The sequence below is a fragment of the Rhodococcus quanlei genome, assembly GCF_055231015.1.
Window position 1 is genome coordinate 82,590 of record NZ_JBUYWD010000005.1, and the last position, 18,179, is coordinate 100,768.

17 protein-coding genes are annotated in these 18,179 nt (G+C 64.0%); 8 read left to right on the forward strand and 9 right to left on the reverse strand.

Going from position 1 to position 18,179, the window contains the following annotated elements:
* Positions 1–101 precede the first annotated feature (101 nt).
* Entirely contained in the window at positions 102–1,001 is a 900-nt protein-coding gene (locus tag ACZI8Q_RS03475) for a cutinase family protein (protein ID WP_463372104.1), read from the forward strand.
* Between the two features lie 2 nt (positions 1,002–1,003).
* Here ACZI8Q_RS03475 and ACZI8Q_RS03480 read toward each other — a convergent pair whose 3' ends face one another.
* A complete protein-coding gene (locus tag ACZI8Q_RS03480) occupies positions 1,004–1,909 on the reverse strand; it encodes an SDR family NAD(P)-dependent oxidoreductase (RefSeq protein WP_463372105.1) in 906 nt (301 codons plus the stop codon).
* 75 nt (positions 1,910–1,984) lie between these two features.
* Here ACZI8Q_RS03480 and ACZI8Q_RS03485 point away from each other — a divergent pair, with 75 nt between their 5' ends.
* A complete protein-coding gene (locus tag ACZI8Q_RS03485; protein WP_463372106.1) occupies positions 1,985–2,278 on the forward strand; it encodes a putative quinol monooxygenase in 294 nt (97 codons plus the stop codon).
* Between the two features lie 107 nt (positions 2,279–2,385).
* Here ACZI8Q_RS03485 and lysX read toward each other — a convergent pair whose 3' ends face one another.
* Entirely contained in the window at positions 2,386–5,670 is a 3,285-nt protein-coding gene (lysX, locus tag ACZI8Q_RS03490; protein ID WP_463372107.1) for a bifunctional lysylphosphatidylglycerol synthetase/lysine--tRNA ligase LysX, read from the reverse strand.
* Positions 5,671–5,827: 157 nt separating this feature from the next.
* On the opposite strand from lysX, the gene ACZI8Q_RS03495 reads away from it, so the two are divergent.
* The gene (locus ACZI8Q_RS03495) at positions 5,828–7,108 is read left to right on the forward strand and encodes a PucR family transcriptional regulator (RefSeq protein ID WP_463372108.1); all 1,281 of its coding nucleotides are present in this window, start codon (positions 5,828–5,830) and stop codon (positions 7,106–7,108) included.
* A gap of 28 nt (positions 7,109–7,136) precedes the next feature.
* On the opposite strand, the gene ACZI8Q_RS03500 is transcribed toward ACZI8Q_RS03495, so the two are convergent.
* Positions 7,137–8,156: an alpha/beta hydrolase gene (locus tag ACZI8Q_RS03500; protein ID WP_463372109.1), complete on the reverse strand. Its 1,020-nt coding sequence runs from the start codon at positions 8,154–8,156 to the stop codon at positions 7,137–7,139.
* Positions 8,157–8,307: 151 nt separating this feature from the next.
* Between ACZI8Q_RS03500 and ACZI8Q_RS03505 the strand changes: the two genes are divergently transcribed.
* Positions 8,308–8,535, forward strand: a complete 228-nt coding sequence (locus ACZI8Q_RS03505; RefSeq protein ID WP_463372110.1) for an RNA-binding S4 domain-containing protein — start codon at positions 8,308–8,310, stop codon at positions 8,533–8,535.
* 75 nt (positions 8,536–8,610) lie between these two features.
* On the opposite strand, the gene rraA is transcribed toward ACZI8Q_RS03505, so the two are convergent.
* The 4 genes from rraA to ACZI8Q_RS03525 all read right to left on the reverse strand — a co-directional run bounded on the left by rraA (position 8,611) and on the right by ACZI8Q_RS03525 (position 12,213).
* Positions 8,611–9,081 (reverse strand): ribonuclease E activity regulator RraA, encoded by a 471-nt coding sequence (gene rraA / locus ACZI8Q_RS03510; RefSeq protein WP_463372111.1) that lies wholly within the window; start codon positions 9,079–9,081, stop codon positions 8,611–8,613.
* Between the two features lie 23 nt (positions 9,082–9,104).
* Positions 9,105–9,491 (reverse strand): DUF5313 family protein, encoded by a 387-nt coding sequence (locus ACZI8Q_RS03515; RefSeq protein ID WP_463372112.1) that lies wholly within the window; start codon positions 9,489–9,491, stop codon positions 9,105–9,107.
* A 67-nt stretch (positions 9,492–9,558) separates the two neighbouring features.
* Positions 9,559–10,326, reverse strand: coding sequence for a MerR family transcriptional regulator (locus tag ACZI8Q_RS03520; protein ID WP_463372113.1), 768 nt, complete (start codon positions 10,324–10,326; stop codon positions 9,559–9,561).
* 39 nt (positions 10,327–10,365) lie between these two features.
* The gene (locus ACZI8Q_RS03525) at positions 10,366–12,213 is read right to left on the reverse strand and encodes an AMP-dependent synthetase/ligase (protein ID WP_463372114.1); all 1,848 of its coding nucleotides are present in this window, start codon (positions 12,211–12,213) and stop codon (positions 10,366–10,368) included.
* A 112-nt stretch (positions 12,214–12,325) separates the two neighbouring features.
* Here ACZI8Q_RS03525 and ACZI8Q_RS03530 point away from each other — a divergent pair, with 112 nt between their 5' ends.
* The 3 genes from ACZI8Q_RS03530 (at position 12,326) to ACZI8Q_RS03540 (ending at position 15,666) form a co-directional block, all read left to right on the forward strand.
* Positions 12,326–13,879, forward strand: coding sequence for a succinic semialdehyde dehydrogenase (locus tag ACZI8Q_RS03530; protein ID WP_463372115.1), 1,554 nt, complete (start codon positions 12,326–12,328; stop codon positions 13,877–13,879).
* 108 nt (positions 13,880–13,987) lie between these two features.
* Positions 13,988–15,565, forward strand: coding sequence for a sodium-dependent transporter (locus ACZI8Q_RS03535; protein ID WP_463372116.1), 1,578 nt, complete (start codon positions 13,988–13,990; stop codon positions 15,563–15,565).
* A complete protein-coding gene (locus ACZI8Q_RS03540; RefSeq protein WP_463372117.1) occupies positions 15,562–15,666 on the forward strand; it encodes a methionine/alanine import family NSS transporter small subunit in 105 nt (34 codons plus the stop codon). Before ACZI8Q_RS03535 ends, ACZI8Q_RS03540 begins: the two co-directional genes overlap by 4 nt.
* A gap of 8 nt (positions 15,667–15,674) precedes the next feature.
* Here ACZI8Q_RS03540 and ACZI8Q_RS03545 read toward each other — a convergent pair whose 3' ends face one another.
* A complete protein-coding gene (locus tag ACZI8Q_RS03545; protein WP_463372118.1) occupies positions 15,675–16,571 on the reverse strand; it encodes a dihydrodipicolinate synthase family protein in 897 nt (298 codons plus the stop codon).
* 45 nt (positions 16,572–16,616) lie between these two features.
* Positions 16,617–17,405, reverse strand: a complete 789-nt coding sequence (locus ACZI8Q_RS03550; RefSeq protein WP_463372119.1) for an aldolase — start codon at positions 17,403–17,405, stop codon at positions 16,617–16,619.
* A gap of 130 nt (positions 17,406–17,535) precedes the next feature.
* Here ACZI8Q_RS03550 and ACZI8Q_RS03555 point away from each other — a divergent pair, with 130 nt between their 5' ends.
* Complete coding sequence (locus ACZI8Q_RS03555; RefSeq protein ID WP_463372120.1) at positions 17,536–18,141, forward strand: helix-turn-helix domain-containing protein; 606 nt, start codon at positions 17,536–17,538, stop codon at positions 18,139–18,141.
* The last annotated feature ends 38 nt before the right edge of the window (positions 18,142–18,179 follow it).

Consider the following 18,179-nt stretch of genomic DNA (forward strand, 5'->3'; position numbering starts at 1 on the left):
CGCAGTTCGTGTGTCAGGCAACTGATTGTCGTATCGGGCGGGTGACGTCCGTTAACCGAACGTGCACATACTGGACATGTCGAAATGGAAGCATTCGCGCCATGAAACGCCCCCTCGCTCTTCTGATCTCGGTAGCCTCGGCTGCGCTCTTGTCCACGGTGTCCACGCCCGTTGCGGCAGCGGATCCGGGCGATTGCCCCAGCATGTACGTGGTTGCCATCCCGGGAACGTGGGAGACGTCGAACGCCGGAAGTCCCGGTCCTGGAATGCTTTCCGGTGTGACGAACGGCCTGCCGGGATCCGTCGAGGTCGATTACGTTTCCTATGCCGCCACAGCCTTTCCCTGGGAAGGAAAGGTCTACGGCCGCTCGAAAGCTCAAGCCGTGGACGGTGCAAAAGCGTTGCTGAAGTCGATGGCCGACCGGTGCAGCGGTACGGATCTCGCGATCGTCGGCTACAGCCAGGGCGCAGACGCGGCGGGGGACGTCGCGGCCGAAATCGGTACCGGTCTCGGCGTCGTACCCGCGCATCGGGTGACTGCCGTCGGTCTCATCTCGGATCCACGCCGATCCCCGGCCGATGTGCAGATCGGTCCGCGGGTCGCGGGGAGCGGCGCCGGCGGCGCCCGCCTCGGTGGGTTCGGTTTGCTCAGCCACAAGACGGTCACGATCTGTGCGGTCGGTGACCTCTACTGCTCCACACCCGAAGACGACTTCGTGTCCCGGCTGGCCGGATTCCTCGCCGAGGTATCGGGCACCCGGCCGGGCAACTTCGACCAATACGAGAAGGAAGCGCAGGCTCTCGTCGACGATCTGGTGGACGCAGGCGGTCTCCCGACCCTGATGGGCCAGTTGGACCAGCCGTCGACCAACGATAGGGCGCTGAAGCTCGCGAAGTTCTACGGAACCGCCGTCCACCAGGATTACGCGACGTATCCCGTCGACGCGTCGGGCACGCCGGCAACCACCTGGATGCGAAACTGGCTCGCCGCCAAGGCCTGAGCTCAGTCGGCGTCGAACCTGGCGGCGAACCGCAGCAATCCGGGTGACAGGCGGCTGAGCGCCGAACCGAACTTGGCTTCCGGCGAGACGGGCACGACCGGCTTGTTCGATTTCACGGCCTTGACGATCTGCGCGGCCACTTTGTCGGGGCCGAAGTTGCGGCGCCGATAGAACGAGTCGACCTTGTCCTGCTGCTTGCGTTCCTCGTCGACGCCCACGCCCGCGAAACCGGTGTTCTTGATGATGTTGGTTGCGATGATGCCCGGGCAGATGGTGCTCACCCCGATGCCGTGCGGAACGAGTTCTCCTCGAAGGCAATCGGAGACCATGTACACCGCAGCCTTACTGGTGGCGTACGCGGTGAGTTCCTTCTGCGGGGTGTAGGCGACGACCGAGGACAGATTGACGATGTGTCCGCCCGTGCCGCGTTCGATCATCTGCTCCGAGAAATACCGGCAGCCGTTGACGACACCCCAGAAGTTGATGTTCATGACCCGTTCGAAGGCCTCACGGGTGGTCTTGGTGAAGCTTCCCGAATAGCCGATTCCAGCATTGTTGACCACGACGTCGGCGACGCCGTGCCGTGCGCGGACCGTCTCCGCGAACTGCTTCACCGCCTCCTCGTCCGACACGTCGAGTCGGTAGGCGTGTGCACCGCCGCCGAACACGGCCTCCGATCCGCGCACCGAGCGCGGGTTGTTGATCAACTCGGCTGTCTCCTGCGCGGTTTCCAGGTTGATGTCACTGACCACCAGAATCGCGCCCTCGGCAGCAAACGCGAGTGCGGTCTCGCGGCCTATTCCGCTGCCGGCGCCGCTGACGACCACCACCGCACCCGTCAGGTCGCGTAGACGGCGCCTCTTCTTCGTCCCGATGCGCCAGCGTCGAACATCCCTAAGAAGACTCATGCGACCATCATGCCGTGTCGGACTGGGTAGATTCGTGATGCGAGCCACATCGGTTTCGCGTACGAAAGGATTCATATGAGCGAACTGCGTGTCGTAGCAACCATTCCAGCCAAGCCGGGATCCGAGGATGCCGTGCGGGCGGCACTGACCGAACTGGTGGTGGAAAGTAGGGCAGAAGATGGCTGCGTCGCCTACGACCTGTTCGAATCGACTGCCCAAGCAGGGACCTTCGTCACCGTCGAATCGTGGGCGGGCAAGGAAGCTCTCGACGCTCACATGCAATCTCCGCATTTGCGAAAGGCTGCCGCTTCGTTCGGCGAACTGCTCGCCGAACCGCCCACGATTCATCCGTTGACTCCCGTGGTGTGAGGCGCTCGAGCCCGCGACGGAGCAGCACCTCGGGCAGTAGGCCCGTTTCCCCAGGACGTTTCACGTGGAACCAACCGGATTTGCCTCACGGCTTTGGCTTCGCTGTGTTATTGCTTTGGCTTCGCTAGGGGAAACGCCAGGGTTTCCCGGATACTGCCGCCGGTGATGAGCATGACGATGCGGTCGACGCCCATCCCGAGGCCACCGGTGGGCGGCATCGCGTGTTCGAGGGCCTGCAGGAAGTCCTCGTCCAACTCCATGGCCTCTTCGTTGCCGCCGGCCGCAAGTCGTGATTGTTCCGTGAGGCGCTGGCGCTGGTCGACAGGGTCGGTGAGCTCGCTGTACGCAGTGCCCAACTCGACTCCCCATGCCACCAGATCCCACTTTGCCGCCACGCCGGGGATGGTCGGATGTGGCCGGGTGAGGGGCGACATCGAGGTGGGGAAGTTGGTGTAGAACGTGGGGAACTCGGTGTCTCCTTCGACCAGGTGCTCGTACATTTCCTGTGCGACGGCGCCCGCGTCCCAATCCGACTGGTACGGAATTTCATGCTCGTCGCACAGTTTCTGCAGTTCTCCGAGTGCAGTCTCGGGACCGATGCGCGTGTCCAGCTTCTCGGAGACGGCCTCGTGCATGGTCTTGACCGGCCATTTGCCGGAGATGTCGATCTCCACCAGGTTGCCGTCGGGCCCCGGACGCTTGATGATCTCGCGACCGTACGCGGCAAACGCCGCAGTCTGGATGAGCTTGCGGCAGAGCGTCATCATCTGCTCGTAGCCGCTGTGCGCCTCGTATGCCTCGAGGATCGTGAACTCCGGGTTGTGCTTGAAGTCGACCCCCTCGTTGCGGAAGACCCGGCCGATCTCGAACACCTTCTCCACACCTGCGACGCACAACCTCTTCAGGTACAGCTCGGGAGCGATGCGCAGGTACAGGTCCAGGTTGTAGGCGTTGATGTGGGTGAGAAACGGCGCCGCGTTGGCGCCTCCGTGTACCGGTTGCAGGATCGGAGTTTCCACCTCGAGGTATCCCCGCCCACCCAGAGAGTCACGCAACGACTTCACGATTGCGCTCCGGGCTTCCAGGAGGTGGCGGGCGTCCGAGTTGATGGCCAGATCGACATAACGCTGGCGCACCCGGGTTTCGGGGTCGGCCAGACCCTTCCACTTGTCCGGCAGTGGGTGCAGGCACTTGCCGATGATCCGCCACTCGTTGGCGAGCAGCGACCGTTCGCCGCGCCTGCTGTAACCGACGACACCGCTGACCTCGATCAGGTCGCCGAGATCGAACTCGCTGGAGAAGGCGTGAATACGTTCGGTACCTACTCGCGCCTGATCGACCAGGACCTGAATATCTCCCGACCAGTCTCTGATCAGCGCGAACGTCACCCCACCGTAGGCGCGGATGCGGAGCAGCCGTCCGGAGAGGCGAACCGTGGTGCCCTCGGGCGATTCCTCCGCTCCACGCACCGAATGCGTCGGCGGATAGGCCACCGGGTACGGGTCGATACCGTCGGCGACGAGGGCGTCGAGTTTGTCGAGCCGCACCCGCACCTGCTCGGGCCGACGCGGTCCAGTAGGGGCGGGCGCCGCGCTCACGGGAGGACTGCCGTCGGCGTTGAGGCCTTCCGCGGCCACGACGGCGGCAGGCAGTGCCTCGTGGATGCCGGTGTGCTCTGCGGTGCCCCGGGACCTGCGGCCGAATCGGGGGAGGGTCACGAAACCCTCGGCGACGGCCGAGGCGAATCCGACACGCAGCAACTCCCGATTGTCCGCGAAGCAGATGTACCGAGGTACCCATTCGGGCTGGTACTTCATGTTGGAGCGGTACAGGGCTTCGAGCTGCCACCACCGTGAAAAGAACACGAGAACCGAACGCCACACCCGCAGGATGGGGCCTGCTCCGATTCTGCTGCCTTCTTCGAACACCGACCGGAACACCGCGAAGTTCAACGACACCTTGTTGATGCCGAACTGATTCGCCCCGGTCGCCAACTCGGTGACCATCAACTCGACCACCCCGTTCGGAGCTTCCGGGCTGCGACGCATCAGGTCGAGGGAAACACCACTCGGTCCCCACGGCACGAGGGACAGCATTCCGAGTACGTCACCGGACTCGTCGACCGCTTCCACGAGCAGACAGTCTCCGTCGAGGTGGTCGCCGAGACGGCCGAGGGCCATGGAGAACCCACGTTCGGTCTCGGTGTCGCGCCAGGTGTCCGCCCGCTCGATGATCCGGGCCATGTCCTCGGCGGAGATGTCGTGGTGGCGGCGGATGCGAACGCTCACACCGTGGCGGCGGACCCGCGTGACGGCCTGACGCACTTGCCGCATGTCGCGACCGTTCAGGCTGAACTCGCGGGTCCAGATGATCGCTTCGTCGCCGAGCTGCAGTGCCGAGAGTCCGGCCTCGGTGTAGGCCCTGGCACCGTGTTCGCCGGCGCCCATCACCGCCGGCGCCCAACCGTATTCGGTGGCGAGCCTGCGCCAGGCCGCGATTGCCTCCGGCCACGATTCCACTTCGCCGATGGGATCACCGCTGGCCAGACATACACCCACCTCGACTCGGTAGGTGATCGCGGCCTTGCCGCCGGGGGAGAACACGACCGCCTTGTCGCGGCGAGTTGCGAAGTATGCAAGGGAATCGTCCGCGGAGGGGTCCTGCAACAGCCCGCGGATGGCGGACTCGTCATGGCCGGTCAGGGCATTGTTCGAGTGCTGGGAACGGAAGAGTGTGATGACCGCACCCAGCAGTGCGAGTGCACCGAACAGGCCGAGCAGCGTGTTCACGAATCCGTGTGGACGACCGGAGAACTCCTCGTTGTCCAGAGCGGACAGCGCGGAGACACGGTTGAACGACCACAGCAGTCGCTCGTCCGACGGCAACGATCCGGGGAACAGTTCCACGAGCGCCCAGCCGACAAGGGTGCCGACAGCCACACTCACCAACAGCACACCGAGCGCCTTCCACACGGCACCCGGCCGCACCCGGGTGTGGAATTCGCGACGCGCAGCCACCAGAACGCCCAGCAGGGCCAGGTGCACAACCAAAGCGATGCCGGCGTTCACGTCGCCGTCCGAAACGAGGTCGACGACGTTCGACACCGCAAGCAAGGCGATGTAGACCGTCAGAACCCACCATGCAATTCGTTTACGGCTCGCTATCGCGGCGGCGAGAAGTCCCACGACCAATGCCCATGACAGGCTGGTGTCCGGTGCATCGAAGTAGTAGGTGTCGACGTACTGGCGCGGGGCGTGAAGGTAGTAGCGCAGGACCGGGAAGAGGCTCCAGAGGAACACCGCAACCGAGAACACACCCAGAATCAGGCCGGCGACGTGTGGAACCTGGTGTAGGCGCCCACCTCTGAGAGCTCTGGTTTGCGTCTGGATCAACGAACTTCCTCCCTACGTGACGTCGGTGGCACACTCCAGTTTGGCCGGTGCGAGGGCTCGATGGGGGGAAGAGTGAGAAAGGGGCATGTCCGGCGCCCCACAAACCAGGGCTAGGCTGGATCAGGCCACATGGTCGGGCGTGAAGGAAAGCTGCAACATGGAATCCTCGGGTGACTCGTCGTCGGCTGCGCAGGAACTTGTCGTTGCTCTCGCGTCGGCGATGGAGGCGCAGAGTGGCGCTCTCGAGGCACGGGTGATCGACCGGTTGACTACCGAGATCGAGGATGCCCGGGACCCGCACATTGCCACGATGCAGGCCGCCGCCACGGTGGAGGCCCTGGCAGTGACTCGTCAGATTCTGCAGCATCGGATCGACGCCGGACGTGCCGAGGTTCCAGCGATTGCCGTCGAGCACGCGCGGCGACTGGCGCAGCGTGGTGTCCCGCCCGCCGTCATGGAACGGGCGAACCGCTTGGCCACCGACACGGTGATGCGGTGGTGTCTCGAACAGATGGAGTTGCTCACCGAGGACGCGTCGGTGATCGCACAGGCAGCGGTTCTGATCATGAGCAACAGCGGCGCCTACGGGGACCGGGTGGCCGATGTGCTCGCGGCGGCGTACCACGCCGAGCGTGAGCTGTGGATGCGGCGCAGCAGCGCGTCCCGCGAGGCCTGCGTCGGACAGCTTCTGTCCGGCCCGGTGCCGGACCCCGCCGCCCTCGAGCTCACCCTGGGATATCGGCTCGGGCAGTGGCACCTGGCCTTCACAAGCTGGACCGATCCGGTCGAGTCCGGCAAGGACGCCAACGCCTTCCTCGAGCGTTCGTTCGTCGAACTCTCGGATCGGTTGGAATGTGCGGCGCCGCCCCTGGTTCTGTCTCGGGCGAACAACGAGGTGTGGGCGTGGCTGGCGGCCGGCCCCGACGTCGACATCACCGACATTCGGACGATCGTGACGGGGTGGGAGAAACCGGTAAGGGTCACGGTCGGGGCACCGGCCGAGGGGGTGGCAGGTTTCCGGCGCTCTCACGAGCAGGCGATGTTGGTGGAGGTGGTCGGGCGGCGTTCGGCGCGTCGCAGCCCACTGTTGGTTTCGAGTGCGGAGGCCGGAGCAATCGCATTGATGTGTGCGGACCTGCCGGCGACCCGAAACTGGGTGTGCGACGTCCTCGGCCCGTTGGCCGTGGACGATTCGGCGAGCGAGCGGTTGCGCGAGACGATCCGCGTGTTCTTCGCGAACGGTGCGAGCTACACCGCCACCGCGGACCAGATGAGCATGCACAGGAATTCGGTGGTGTATCGGCTCCGTAAGGCGGAGGGGCAACTCGGGCGCAAGCTCCGTGACGGTCGCCTCGACCTCGAGATCGCGTTGGCGCTGTGTCAGTGGCTCGGCGCAGCGGTGTTCGAGGCAGGAACGGCGAACCAGCGCGGAGTCTGATCGTGCGGCCCGCCTCGAACATTCGCAGCTAACGGACGGCTCGCAGCGGCTGTGGTTTCGCGGTCTTGATGAAGTAGGCAACTTCGTCGATGGCGCGTTGCCCTTCCGGCACGAGGTCGGCGGCAGCCTGGAACACGTGGACCTGGCGACGCCAAACCTGAAGCTCGCAGGGGACTCCCGCTTCCGCGAGCCGGTCGGCCATCAGCTCGGAATCGGGCAATAGAAGTTCGTGCGATCCGACCTGGATCAGTACCGGCGGCAGGCCTCGCAGATCGTTGTTTATCGGGCAGATCCGCTCCGGGCGCACCGGACTCGACTGGGAATCGACGCGTTCGGAGATCCGCGAGAGAGCGTCGAGTGCGTGAACCGGGAACATGGCGTCACGATCGGAATTACGGTGCTCGGCCTTACGGGCCGGGTCGATCTCGGTGAGAGGGGAAAGCGCCACGATTCCGGCCGGTCCGGGCAGTCCCTGGTCACGGAGAGCGAGCGAGACCATGAACGACAGGTAGCCGCCGGCGGAGTCGCCGGCGATGACGATCTGGTCGGGGCGGTATCCCTGCGACAGCATCCAGCGGTAGCCGCTGACCCCGTCGTCGACGGCGTCGCAAATGCTGTGATCTGGCAGCGTTCGGTAGTCGACCATCAGGACCGGAGCCGCAGCCGAGGCCGAGATGCGGGAGACCAGCCGACGGTGGGTGCCGACTCCGGGCAGGAGGAAGGCGCCGCCGCGCAGGTAGAGGACGACGCGTTCGTCGCCCGGACCACTCGGCGTGTTGTCGGTATCGACCAAATGAGCCCGGCAGCGGTCGAGCAGGATCGTGTGGATGCGGGTTCCGTCGAGGGGTGGGTGTACCCGGGTGCTCACGTAGTCGACGACCCTCATCGGCCATGGGAGCGTCGAGGCTTTGGCCCACAGTGAGATGACCGGACGGACGGTCAGACGCAGCGTATTGGCCAGAATGTGCGATTGCACGCTGGTGCTGCGGATCTCCTGGCGATCGACTGCTGTCGGGAGGTGGCCACGCTGTCGGGCTTCGTTGATCATGAACTTCCTAGGGGCTGCATGTGATCACGGTCACTGATTCCTCCAGAACAATAGGTTGGATAGTGCCACTTGCCATTGGCCCCGCCGCACGAGAAATTCGGTCCATTCTGTGCCGAGACGCCAGTTTTCGAACGCGTGGGATGATGAACCCGTGTCTGCTCCCGAAGATGTCCCGATCCGCGACGAGTCGATCCGCCTGGGTCAGTTTCTGAAACTGGCGAATCTCATCGAATCGGGTGCGGAAGCGAAAGAAGTGATTGCCGACGGATTGGTGTCGGTGAACGGGGAGGTCGAGACGCGTCGCGGCCGGCAGTTACGTAGCGGAGACGTCGTCGAAATCGGTGGCATGACGGCGAAGGTGGCGTCGGAAGTCCCCTGACCACCCCAACGAATGTCACACACGTTCGCGTGAGCTGAACGTGTGTGACATTCGCCGGGACAAAGAGAGGGGGATTCAGCGAACGACGACGCCGTCCTGGTCGCTGTAGACGGTTTCGCCCGGGTTGAACGTGACGCCACCGATTTCGATGGGAACGTTCTTCTCACCCGAACCGGTCTGAGTGCTCTTGCGCGGGTTGGTACCCAGTGCCTTCACACCGATGTCGAGCGTCTTCAGGATCGCCGAGTCCCGGACTGCGCCGTTGATGATGACACCGGCCCAACCGTTGTCGACACCGCGGCCCGCGATGACGTCACCGACGAGGGCGGTGTGGATGCTCGCGTCGCCGTCGACGACGAGAACGCCGCCGTTTCCAGGCTCACTGAGGGTCTGCTTGACCAGCAGGTTGTCCTGGAAGCACTTGATGGTGGTGATGGGGCCTGCGAAAACATCCCGGCCTCCGAACCGGATGAACTGCGTATCGCAGCTGCGGATCTCGGGGCCGATTTCGTCGGCCAGGTCGGCTGTCGCTACTGGTTCGGTCATGCCTGCCAGTTTATCGCCGGCTCTCAGTCGACCGGACGGCCGTGGCGTCGCTCGTAGTCGGCGCGTGTGCGGTCTGCCTTTCGCTGCGCCTTCTCGCCCATCAGATCGGGGTCGAGTCCATGACTGAGCAGCCGGTGGCGCCGGTAGATGCCTTGCAGTGCCACCGCGAAGTACAGCAGCGGCATGATCAGCAACGCCATCATCGACAACGGAACCCAGATCGGCCCCGGCATCAACAGGAACAGTGCCAGCAGCGCCGCTGCAGGCAAGGTGAAACGGATGATGTAGCGGACCGAAGCGCCGGGACCGACCAGATCGTCACGGACCCAGTCCTGCATCGAATCCGGAAGGGTCCTGCCGAACAGATACCCGACATACTGCGGAAAGTTGGGGCGCTGCGTTGCGGACATACCCCCAGAATAGGCAGCGAGGGTGCGCGGGGGATGTGAACCCGCGCACCCTCGCTGCCCACGACCGTTACCGGCGCTTCTGCTCGGCGTTCGCGACGATGATGTCGCGGACGAACTGGGCGAGGCCCGGCTCGACGTCGTCGTACGTCTTGGTGAACCGTTCGTCCTGGATGTACATCTGGGCGAGGCACACTTGCATGTCGTAACCGCAGTCGTAGAACTGCTCGATGCTGGCGCGGTGATCCTCGGCCAGGGTGTTCGCCTCGTCCGAACCCGGCTGCACTCCACCGGTCAATCCTGCCGCCAGCTTCGCGTTCAAGGCGTCCATGTCGTCCTTGACCTTCTGCCAGTCAGCTTTCGTGAACGTGGCGGTCCGCTCCTGGGACTGCTTCCACTCGTCGGTGGTGCCCCACCGGTCTTCGGCCTCGGCTGCGTACTCCTCGGCGGGCCAGTCGTCGCCGAAAATTTCGCGCTGCTCTTCCGGGGTCAGCTGGTTGCCCACAGTTCTCGCCTCCATCATCTTCTCTACGGCCGCGGCCATTCGATGCAAGCGATCGATCCGTTCGCCGAGCAGTTCGAGCTGTCGGCGCAGGTGCGCCATGGCGTCGACGGACGGATCGTCGAGGAGGGTCGCGATCTCCTCGAGCCGAAACCCCAGCTCGCGGTACAGCAGCACCTGGTGCAGACGTTCTACGTCAGCACTCGAGTAGCTGCGGTAACCGGTTGCTGTGCGGCCGGACGGGGTCACCAACCCGATGTCGTCGTAGTGGTGCAGGGTTCGCACGCTCACTCCGACAAGGTTGGCGACCACGCCGACCGTATGTTTCTCGCTCACAGAGACCACCGTGGTGCCTCACGCCGCGTGAGGGTCAAGTCAGTTGTAGAGATCTGCGATCTCGTCCGAGAAGTTGTTGATGACGACCTTGCGCTTGAGCTTCATGCTGGGGGTGATCTCGCCGGCCTCGACGGTCAGCTCGCGGTCCAGGATGCGGAACTTCTTCACCTGTTCCCAGCGGTTGAGTCCGGCATTCAGTTCGTCGACGTAGCCGCTCATGAGGTCGTGGGTGGCTTCCGCTCCCGCGATCTCGGCGAACGACTTTCCGGCCATGCCGTTCTTCTCTGCCCACTCGGTGATGGCTTCGGCGTCGAGGCTGATCAGAGCCACGCAGTACGACTTGTTCTCACCGTTGACGATGATCTCGCCGACGAACGGGCAGATGCCCTTGAAGGTGGCGGCGACCGCGGACGGTGCAACGTACTTGCCGTTGGACGTCTTGAACATGTCCTTCTTGCGGTCGGTGATCTTCAGGAAGCCCCGGTCGTCGACTTCACCGATGTCGCCGGTGTGGAACCAGCCGTCGTCGGTTAGGGATTCGGCGGTGGCCTCCGGGTTCTCGTGGTATCCGCTCATCACGCCGGGACCCTGGACGAGCACCTCACCGTCCTCGGCGATGCGCACCTTCGTGCCCGGAACGGGCCAGCCGACGGTGCCGAACTTGTAGGCGGACGGCCGGTTCACGAACGTGGCGGCGCTGGTCTCGGACAGTCCGTACCCCTCGAGCACCACGATGCCGATGGCGTCGAACCACTGGGCGACGTCTTTGTCGAGGGCGGCAGAACCGGAGATGAAGAACTTCAACCGGCCGCCGAAGCGGTCACGAATGGTGGTGAACACGAGACGGTCTGCGATTTTCTGCTTCACCGACAGCACGGCCGACGGACTCTTGCCGTCCTGCTTCGCACGCGAGACCTCGAGTCCGACCCCGATGGCCCAGTCGAAGATCTTCTCCTTGATACCGCCCTCTTCGCGAATGGTGGCCACGATTTTCGCATACACCTTTTCGAAGATGCGCGGTGCGGCGCCCATGAAGGTGGGCTTGACCCCGGGGAGATTCTCGACGATCTTGTCGACGCGGCCGTCCACGGCAGTGCAGAATCCGATCTGCAGCGGAAGGGTGAGCAGCACTTTGCCGAAGACGTGCGACAGCGGCAGCCACAGGTACTGCACGTCGTCCGGACCGAGGATGTCGACGGAGGCGATACCCGCAGCTTCGTAGGTCCATGCCGAGTGCGGCAGACGCACGCCCTTCGGTTTACCCGTGGTGCCGGACGTGTAGATCAAGGTCGCCAGGTGATCGGGGGTGATCGTGGCGATGCGACTCTCGACGGAATCCGGGTTCTCGGTCAGGTGCTCGGAGCCGAGCTTGTCCAGATCCGCGAGCGTGATGACCCACTCGTCGGAGTTGTCGGACGGGGTGCCGTCCACCAGGATCACTTTCATCACGTCGGGGAGTTCGTCGCGATGTGCGCGTAGCTTCGCGACCTGCGATTCGTCCTCGGCGAACACGATTCGGCTGCCGGAGTTCGAGACGATGAACGCCACGTCCGGTGCGGTGGTGGTCGGGTAGACGGTCGTCGTGGCCGCTCCGGCGCACATCACCGCGAGGTCGGCGAGTACCCACTCGTAGCGCGTGGACGAGGCCAGGGCGACGCGATCTTCGGCGTTCACGCCGAGTGCGATCAATCCGGCGGCCAGACGCGACACGCGGGTGCCCGTTTCGGCCCATGTGACACTCGCCCAACCCTCGCCCGCGGGGTACCGGAACGCCTCGCCGTTAGGGGTTTTTGCAACACGATCGACGAACAAGTGCGCCACCGATGGTGATCGATTCTCGATCAGGGCGTTGTCGACGACTTCCTCGGACGCATGAATGAGTGCCATAGCTGTGAGCGTAGTCCCAGTACATCTCACTGTTCATCGCGGCTGTGAAGTGAGGCACGTAGCAGGTAGGTTGTGTGTAACTCCAAGAACTACTCACCAGTAGGGGTGTCCGATGCCTGCTCCGTCTGCCGCGACGTTCGCGCGTCTTTCCGAACTGATCGCAATTCCCGACGCCGCCGACCGTCCGACTCGGTCGATCGTCGAGGCGTTCACCGGGAACGAGCTGACCACCGTTCCCGTCGGCACTGCCGACGACGCGAAGGCCGCCATCGCTCGCGCCCGGGTCGCACAGGCGGAATGGGTCAAGCGTCCCGTCGCCGATCGCGCTGAGATCTTCGACCGCTACCACGACCTGGTGCTGGAGAATCGTGACGCGCTCATGGACATGGCGCAGGCCGAGACGGGCAAGTCCCGCGCCGCCGCCCAGGAGGAAGTCCTCGACATAGCGATGACGGCCCGTCACTACGCGCGGGTGGCACCCAAGCTGCTGCGTCCGCGCCGGGTGACCGGCATGTTGCCGGTCCTGACCAAGACCATGGTTCGGTATCACCCCAAGGGTGTCGTCGGCGTCATCTCGCCGTGGAACTACCCGATGACACTGGCCGTATCCGATGCGATCGCAGCGATCCTCGCGGGCAATGCAGTCGTGATCAAGCCCGACAGCCAAACCCCGTACTGCGCATTGGCTTGCGCCGAACTGCTGTACAAGGCAGGCCTGCCGCGGGATCTGTTCGCCGTCGTACCGGGTCCGGGTTCGGTCGTCGGGACCGCGCTCGTCGAGAACACCGAGTACCTGATGTTCACCGGTTCCACGGCAACGGGCAAGCTCCTCGCCGAGCAGGCCGGCCGCCGTCTCATCGGCTTCTCCGCCGAGCTCGGTGGCAAGAACCCGATGATCGTGGCCGCAGGAGCGAACCTGCGAGAGGTCACCGATGCCGCCGTGCGTGCGTGCTACTCCAACTCCGGTCAGCTGTGCATCTCGGTCGAGCGGATCTACGTCGAAGAATCGATCGCGCCCGAGTTCACCCGCATGTTCGGTGACCGGGTCCGCAACATGTCGCTGGCCCCCGGCTACGAGTTCGGCATCGAGATGGGCAGCCTCGTGTCCGAGGATCAGGTCAAGACCGTGTCCGGCCACGTCGACGACGCCGTGGCCAAGGGTGCAACAGTGCTGGCCGGCGGCAAGGCCCGCCCCGACCTCGGCCCCCTCTTCTACGAGCCGACACTGATCACCGACGTTCCCGAGGACGCCGAGTGCTACCGAAACGAGACGTTCGGACCGCTCGTGTCGATCTACCCGGTCAAGAACGTCGACGAGGCCATCGAGCGTGCCAACGACACCGAATACGGCCTCAATGCCAGCGTGTGGGCGGGTAGCAAGGCCGAGGGTGAGGCCATCGCGACCCGGGTTCACGCCGGCACCGTGAACGTAGACGAGGGCTATGCCCCCGCCTGGGGCAGCACCGGTGCCCCGATGGGCGGAATGGGCGTCTCCGGCGTGGGCCGTCGCCACGGACCCGACGGGTTGATCAAGTACACCGAGCAGCAGACCGTCGCCACCACGCGCATCCTCAACCTCGGCGGACCGCGTGGGCTGTCGCCGAAGCTGTGGGCAAAGGTCATGCCGCACTTCGTCAAGGCCCTGAAGTGGTTGCCCGGCCGGTAGGGACACGCTCGACGCGAAGATGCCACGGCTGAGGCCGCCAGTCGCTATCGTTCCGGGGTCGGACAATTCGATTTCCGGTTCGGCGACGAGAGGGAAGGCATCTCCGCAGTGGCAGATACGACCGAAGTAAAGCGTGAGGTGTGGTCCGGCCGCACCGTCTTCATTCTGGCTGCAATCGGTTCGGCCGTCGGCCTGGGCAACATCTGGCGATTCCCGTACGTGGCGTACACGAACGGCGGCGGCTCGTTCATCGTCCCGTACCTGATCGCGTTGCTGACGGCGGGCATCCCCTTGCTGTTCCTGGATTACGCGATCGGGCACAAGTTCCGAGCGTCGCCGCCGCTCTCTTTCCGCCGCCTGAAGAAGCGCACGGAGTTCATCGGCTGGTGGCAGGTGGGAATCTGCTTCGTCATCGCCGTGTACTACGCGGTCATCATCGCGTGGGCGCTGCGGTACCTGTTCTTCTCGTTCACCGAGGAGTGGGGTGACGATCCCGGCGGCTTCTTCATGTCGGAGTTCCTGAAACAGGACACCACATCCAATTTCGGTCTCGATTTCGTTCCGGGCGTTGCGATCCCGTTGCTGCTGGTGTGGATCGCCACTTTGGTCATCCTCGGGTTCGGTGTCCAGAAGGGCATCGGCGCCTCCGCCAAGTTCTTCGTTCCGGTGCTGGTGGTCCTCTTCGCGATCCTGGTGGTGCGTGCTCTGTTCCTCGAGGGGGCCGGTGTCGGTCTCGATGCGTTCTTCACGCCCGACTGGTCCGCGTTGACCGACAGCAGTGTGTGGATCGCCGCCTATGGGCAGATCTTCTTCTCACTGTCCGTGGGCTTCGGCATCATGATCACCTACTCGTCGTACCTCAAGCGCAAGACCAACCTCACAGGCTCCGGCCTGGTGGTGGGCTTCACCAACAGCAGCTTCGAGATCCTCGCCGGTATCGGTGTGTTCGCCACGCTCGGGTACATGGCGACGATCGCCGCGGTCCCGGTCGACGAGGTGGTCGACAGTGGCATCGGCCTCGCGTTCATCGCGTTCCCGACCATCATTTCGAACATGCCGGGCGGCCCGTTCTTCGGCTTCCTGTTCTTCGCATCGCTGCTGTTCGCCGGTTTCACGTCACTGATCAGCATCGTCCAGGTGTGTGTGGCGGCCGTGCAGGACAAGCTCGGAATCGGCCGCGTGCCGGCCGTGGTCGGCGTCGGTGGTGCCGCGACGATCGTGTCGCTGCTGCTGTTCCCGACCACGACGGGTCTGAACGTCCTCGACATCGTGGACAACTTCGCCAACAACATCGGCATCGTCTCGGTGTCCCTCGTCGCCGTCGTGACCGTGACGTGGGTTCTGCGTCGCCTTCCGGAGATGCAGAATCATCTCAACGCGGTGTCCTCGTTCAAGATCGGTATCGTCTGGCGTGTGTTCATCGGCGTGATCACACCCATCGTGCTTGCGTACATGCTGATCAGTGAGGTTGTCAGTCGAATCAACGACGGTTACGGCGGATTGCCGACCGGGTTGGTCACGACGTTCGGATGGGTGGTGCAGGCAGGCATCGTGGTAGTCGCGATTCTGCTGACGTTCACGCCGTGGCGCCGCAGCGATGCCGATCTCGAGCGCATACCGGATGGCGACAACGCATCCGACGGCGCGAACGCATCCGATACAGAGAAGGCCGGTGAGAGCTCGTGAGCGCTACAGCAATCGTGATGATGATCGTTGCACTCCTCGTGCTGTGGGGTGGATTGGCGCTGAGTCTGATCCACCTCCACCAGCACCCTGACGAGGAGTGACCGCCGGGTCAGCAGTCGGCGATGAGTTGGCTCAGCTTCTGCGTTTCGGGCTCTTCGAGCAGGAGTAGGGGGCGACGTGGGACCCCGGCGTCCATTCCGATGCTGCGCAGTCCGGATTTGATGGTCGTGGGCAGCCCGCGGGCCACGATCATCTCCAGAAACGGCTTCAGTCGAGCGAACATCTCTTCCGCGTGCTCATTTTCGCCGGCCGCCACTGCGCGGTGAAATTCGACGATCCGATCGGGGATCAGACATGGTGCTGCCGAACACCACCCGGCGGCGCCGGCGCGGAATGCCTCCAGTGCCAGGGGGTTGCTGCCGTTGAAGAAGGGAAGGTCGCCGCCGCTCAGGTCCCGCAGCCGGTGCATGCGTGAGATATCGCCGCTCGATTCCTTGACCATGGTGATGTTCTCGACGTTGCGCACGAGGTCGAACAAGAACTCCGGCTTCATGTCGATTCCCGTGGTGGCCGGGTTGTTGTAGACCATGACGGGGATTCCGATGGATTCGGCGAGTGTCGTGAAGTGCACTCGCACCTCCTCTTCGGTGAGGCGCCAGTACGACATGGGCAGGGCCATCACGGCCGTTGCCCCGAGGCGTTCGGCGATCTGCGCGCGGCGGACGGTGCCTGATGTCGTGAGGTCCGAGACTCCGACGACGGTGGGCACGCGGCCATCGACGTGCTGGATGGATTCGGTCGCGACGGTGATCCACTCCGCGTTGGAGAGGTACGCCGCCTCACCGGTGCTGCCGAGTGGTGCGATCGCGTCGACACCGGCGCCGATCATGCGATCCAGTAAGCGATGCAAGACTGCTACGTCGATACCGCTGTCGTCACCATCGAACGGGGTGACGGGGTAGGCGACGATGCCGGAAATTGTGTTGGATACAGAAGTATTGGGCATGGATGGGTCTCCCGGTGTTGTGTGAGGGTGCGGGTCTGTCGCGACTCAGTCGGCCGCGATCGCGCCGGGGTGCGAACGCAACGCCTTGCGTGCGTAGTAGGCGAAGTTCGCTTCGCAACGGCGCGGCGTCAGTGTCCAGTCGTGGGCCTCTCGGGCCAGGCGCGGAGGCAGCGGCTGTATCTCGCCGGCGGCCATCGCGAGGAGCTGCAAGCGGGCCGCCCGCTCGATCAGATGCGCGAGGGTGCATGCTTCCTCGATCGTGGCTCCGACCACCAGCTGTCCGTGATGTGCGAGCAGAATCGCCCGCTTGTCGCCCAGGGCGGCCGAGATGATCTCACCTTCCTCGTTTCCTACGGGAACGCCAGGCCAATCAGGGAGGAACGCGCAATCGTCGTAGAGCGGGGCCATGTCCATTTGCGAGACCTGAAGGGGAACTTCGAGCATGGACAGTGCTGTGACATGGAGCGGATGTGTGTGCACGATGCAGTTCACATCGGGTCGGGCTCGATAGATCCAGCTGTGAAAGCGGTTGGCAGGGTTCGCCATACCGTCACCACTGAGAACATCGAGATCTTCGTCCACGACCAGAAGATTGTCTTCGGTGATCTCGTCGAAGCCGAGACCGAGCTGCTGTGTCAAGAAGGTTCCGGGCGCGTCGCTGCGCGCTGAGATCTGGCCTGCGAGTCCGGAATCGTGGCCGGCGTCGAAGAGGGCCCGGCAGGTCAGAGCGATCTTCTGGCGGTCCGTCCAGTGCCCTTCGGGTATGTGGGTGAGCATCGCGTTCTTCGCGGTGGCCATCAGCTCGGCCTTGCCGAGACTCATCGTATTTGCCATCGAAGTTTCCTCCTCCGTTGAATGACACTGTGTATAGGATAGGACACAAGGTGTCATTCATGAAACCGTGGCAGCTTGTTGTAGGTTTTGAGGCACCGAAGGGATGCTCGAAAAAGGGAGTAACAGGGCAGTGGTGGCGTTTCTCAGGTCTCACCGACGCAGGGCTGGACTGACGCTGGAGTCACTGGCTCAGAGCACAGGGCTGACGAAGAGCTATCTGTCCAAGGTGGAGCGGGGGCTCAACACCCCGTCGATCGCGGTCGCCCTGAAGATTGCACGGGCCTTGAACACCGACGTGAGTCAGTTGTTCTCCGACGGCCTGGACGAGACGGCGATGACGGTGGAACGGCGGACGCAGCGAGTCGGCATCGCGAACGATGCCCCCGGCGATACCGCGGTCTATGACGCGATTGCCACGCAGATGATCAGAAAGTCGATGCAACCGTTCGTCGTTCACCCGACGACGGAACCGGGATCGGATTACATGGAGCATCCCGGAGAAGAGTTCATATTCGTTAGATCGGGGACCGTCGAGGTCAGTATCCCGAACCAGGTCATCACCCTGGACGAGGGGGACAGTCTGTACTTCGACTCGAACACCCCACACCGCGTACGGTCGATCTCACAGGTTCGGGCGACGTTGATCGTTGTGGTCCACGATCAGGGCGGCGCGGCGCCCGCCATCGATTCACCCTCACCCGCTCACGCGCGATGCGGTACACGCACCCGAACATAGACCCGAAAGGGGCGGCACCCGAGTGCCGCCCCTTCGGA

Coding starts and splice junctions, on each gene's coding strand:
- ACZI8Q_RS03550 (WP_463372119.1), bottom strand. CDS start 17,405: ATGGCAAATACGATGAGTCTCGGCAAGGCCGAGCTGATGGCCACCGCG.
- ACZI8Q_RS03485 (WP_463372106.1), top strand. CDS start 1,985: ATGAGCGAACTGCGTGTCGTAGCAACCATTCCAGCCAAGCCGGGATCC.
- rraA (WP_463372111.1), bottom strand. CDS start 9,081: ATGACCGAACCAGTAGCGACAGCCGACCTGGCCGACGAAATCGGCCCC.
- ACZI8Q_RS03545 (WP_463372118.1), bottom strand. CDS start 16,571: ATGCCCAATACTTCTGTATCCAACACAATTTCCGGCATCGTCGCCTAC.
- ACZI8Q_RS03530 (WP_463372115.1), top strand. CDS start 12,326: ATGCCTGCTCCGTCTGCCGCGACGTTCGCGCGTCTTTCCGAACTGATC.
- ACZI8Q_RS03475 (WP_463372104.1), top strand. CDS start 102: ATGAAACGCCCCCTCGCTCTTCTGATCTCGGTAGCCTCGGCTGCGCTC.
- ACZI8Q_RS03525 (WP_463372114.1), bottom strand. CDS start 12,213: ATGGCACTCATTCATGCGTCCGAGGAAGTCGTCGACAACGCCCTGATC.
- ACZI8Q_RS03515 (WP_463372112.1), bottom strand. CDS start 9,491: ATGTCCGCAACGCAGCGCCCCAACTTTCCGCAGTATGTCGGGTATCTG.
- ACZI8Q_RS03495 (WP_463372108.1), top strand. CDS start 5,828: ATGGAATCCTCGGGTGACTCGTCGTCGGCTGCGCAGGAACTTGTCGTT.
- ACZI8Q_RS03480 (WP_463372105.1), bottom strand. CDS start 1,909: ATGAGTCTTCTTAGGGATGTTCGACGCTGGCGCATCGGGACGAAGAAG.
- ACZI8Q_RS03500 (WP_463372109.1), bottom strand. CDS start 8,156: ATGATCAACGAAGCCCGACAGCGTGGCCACCTCCCGACAGCAGTCGAT.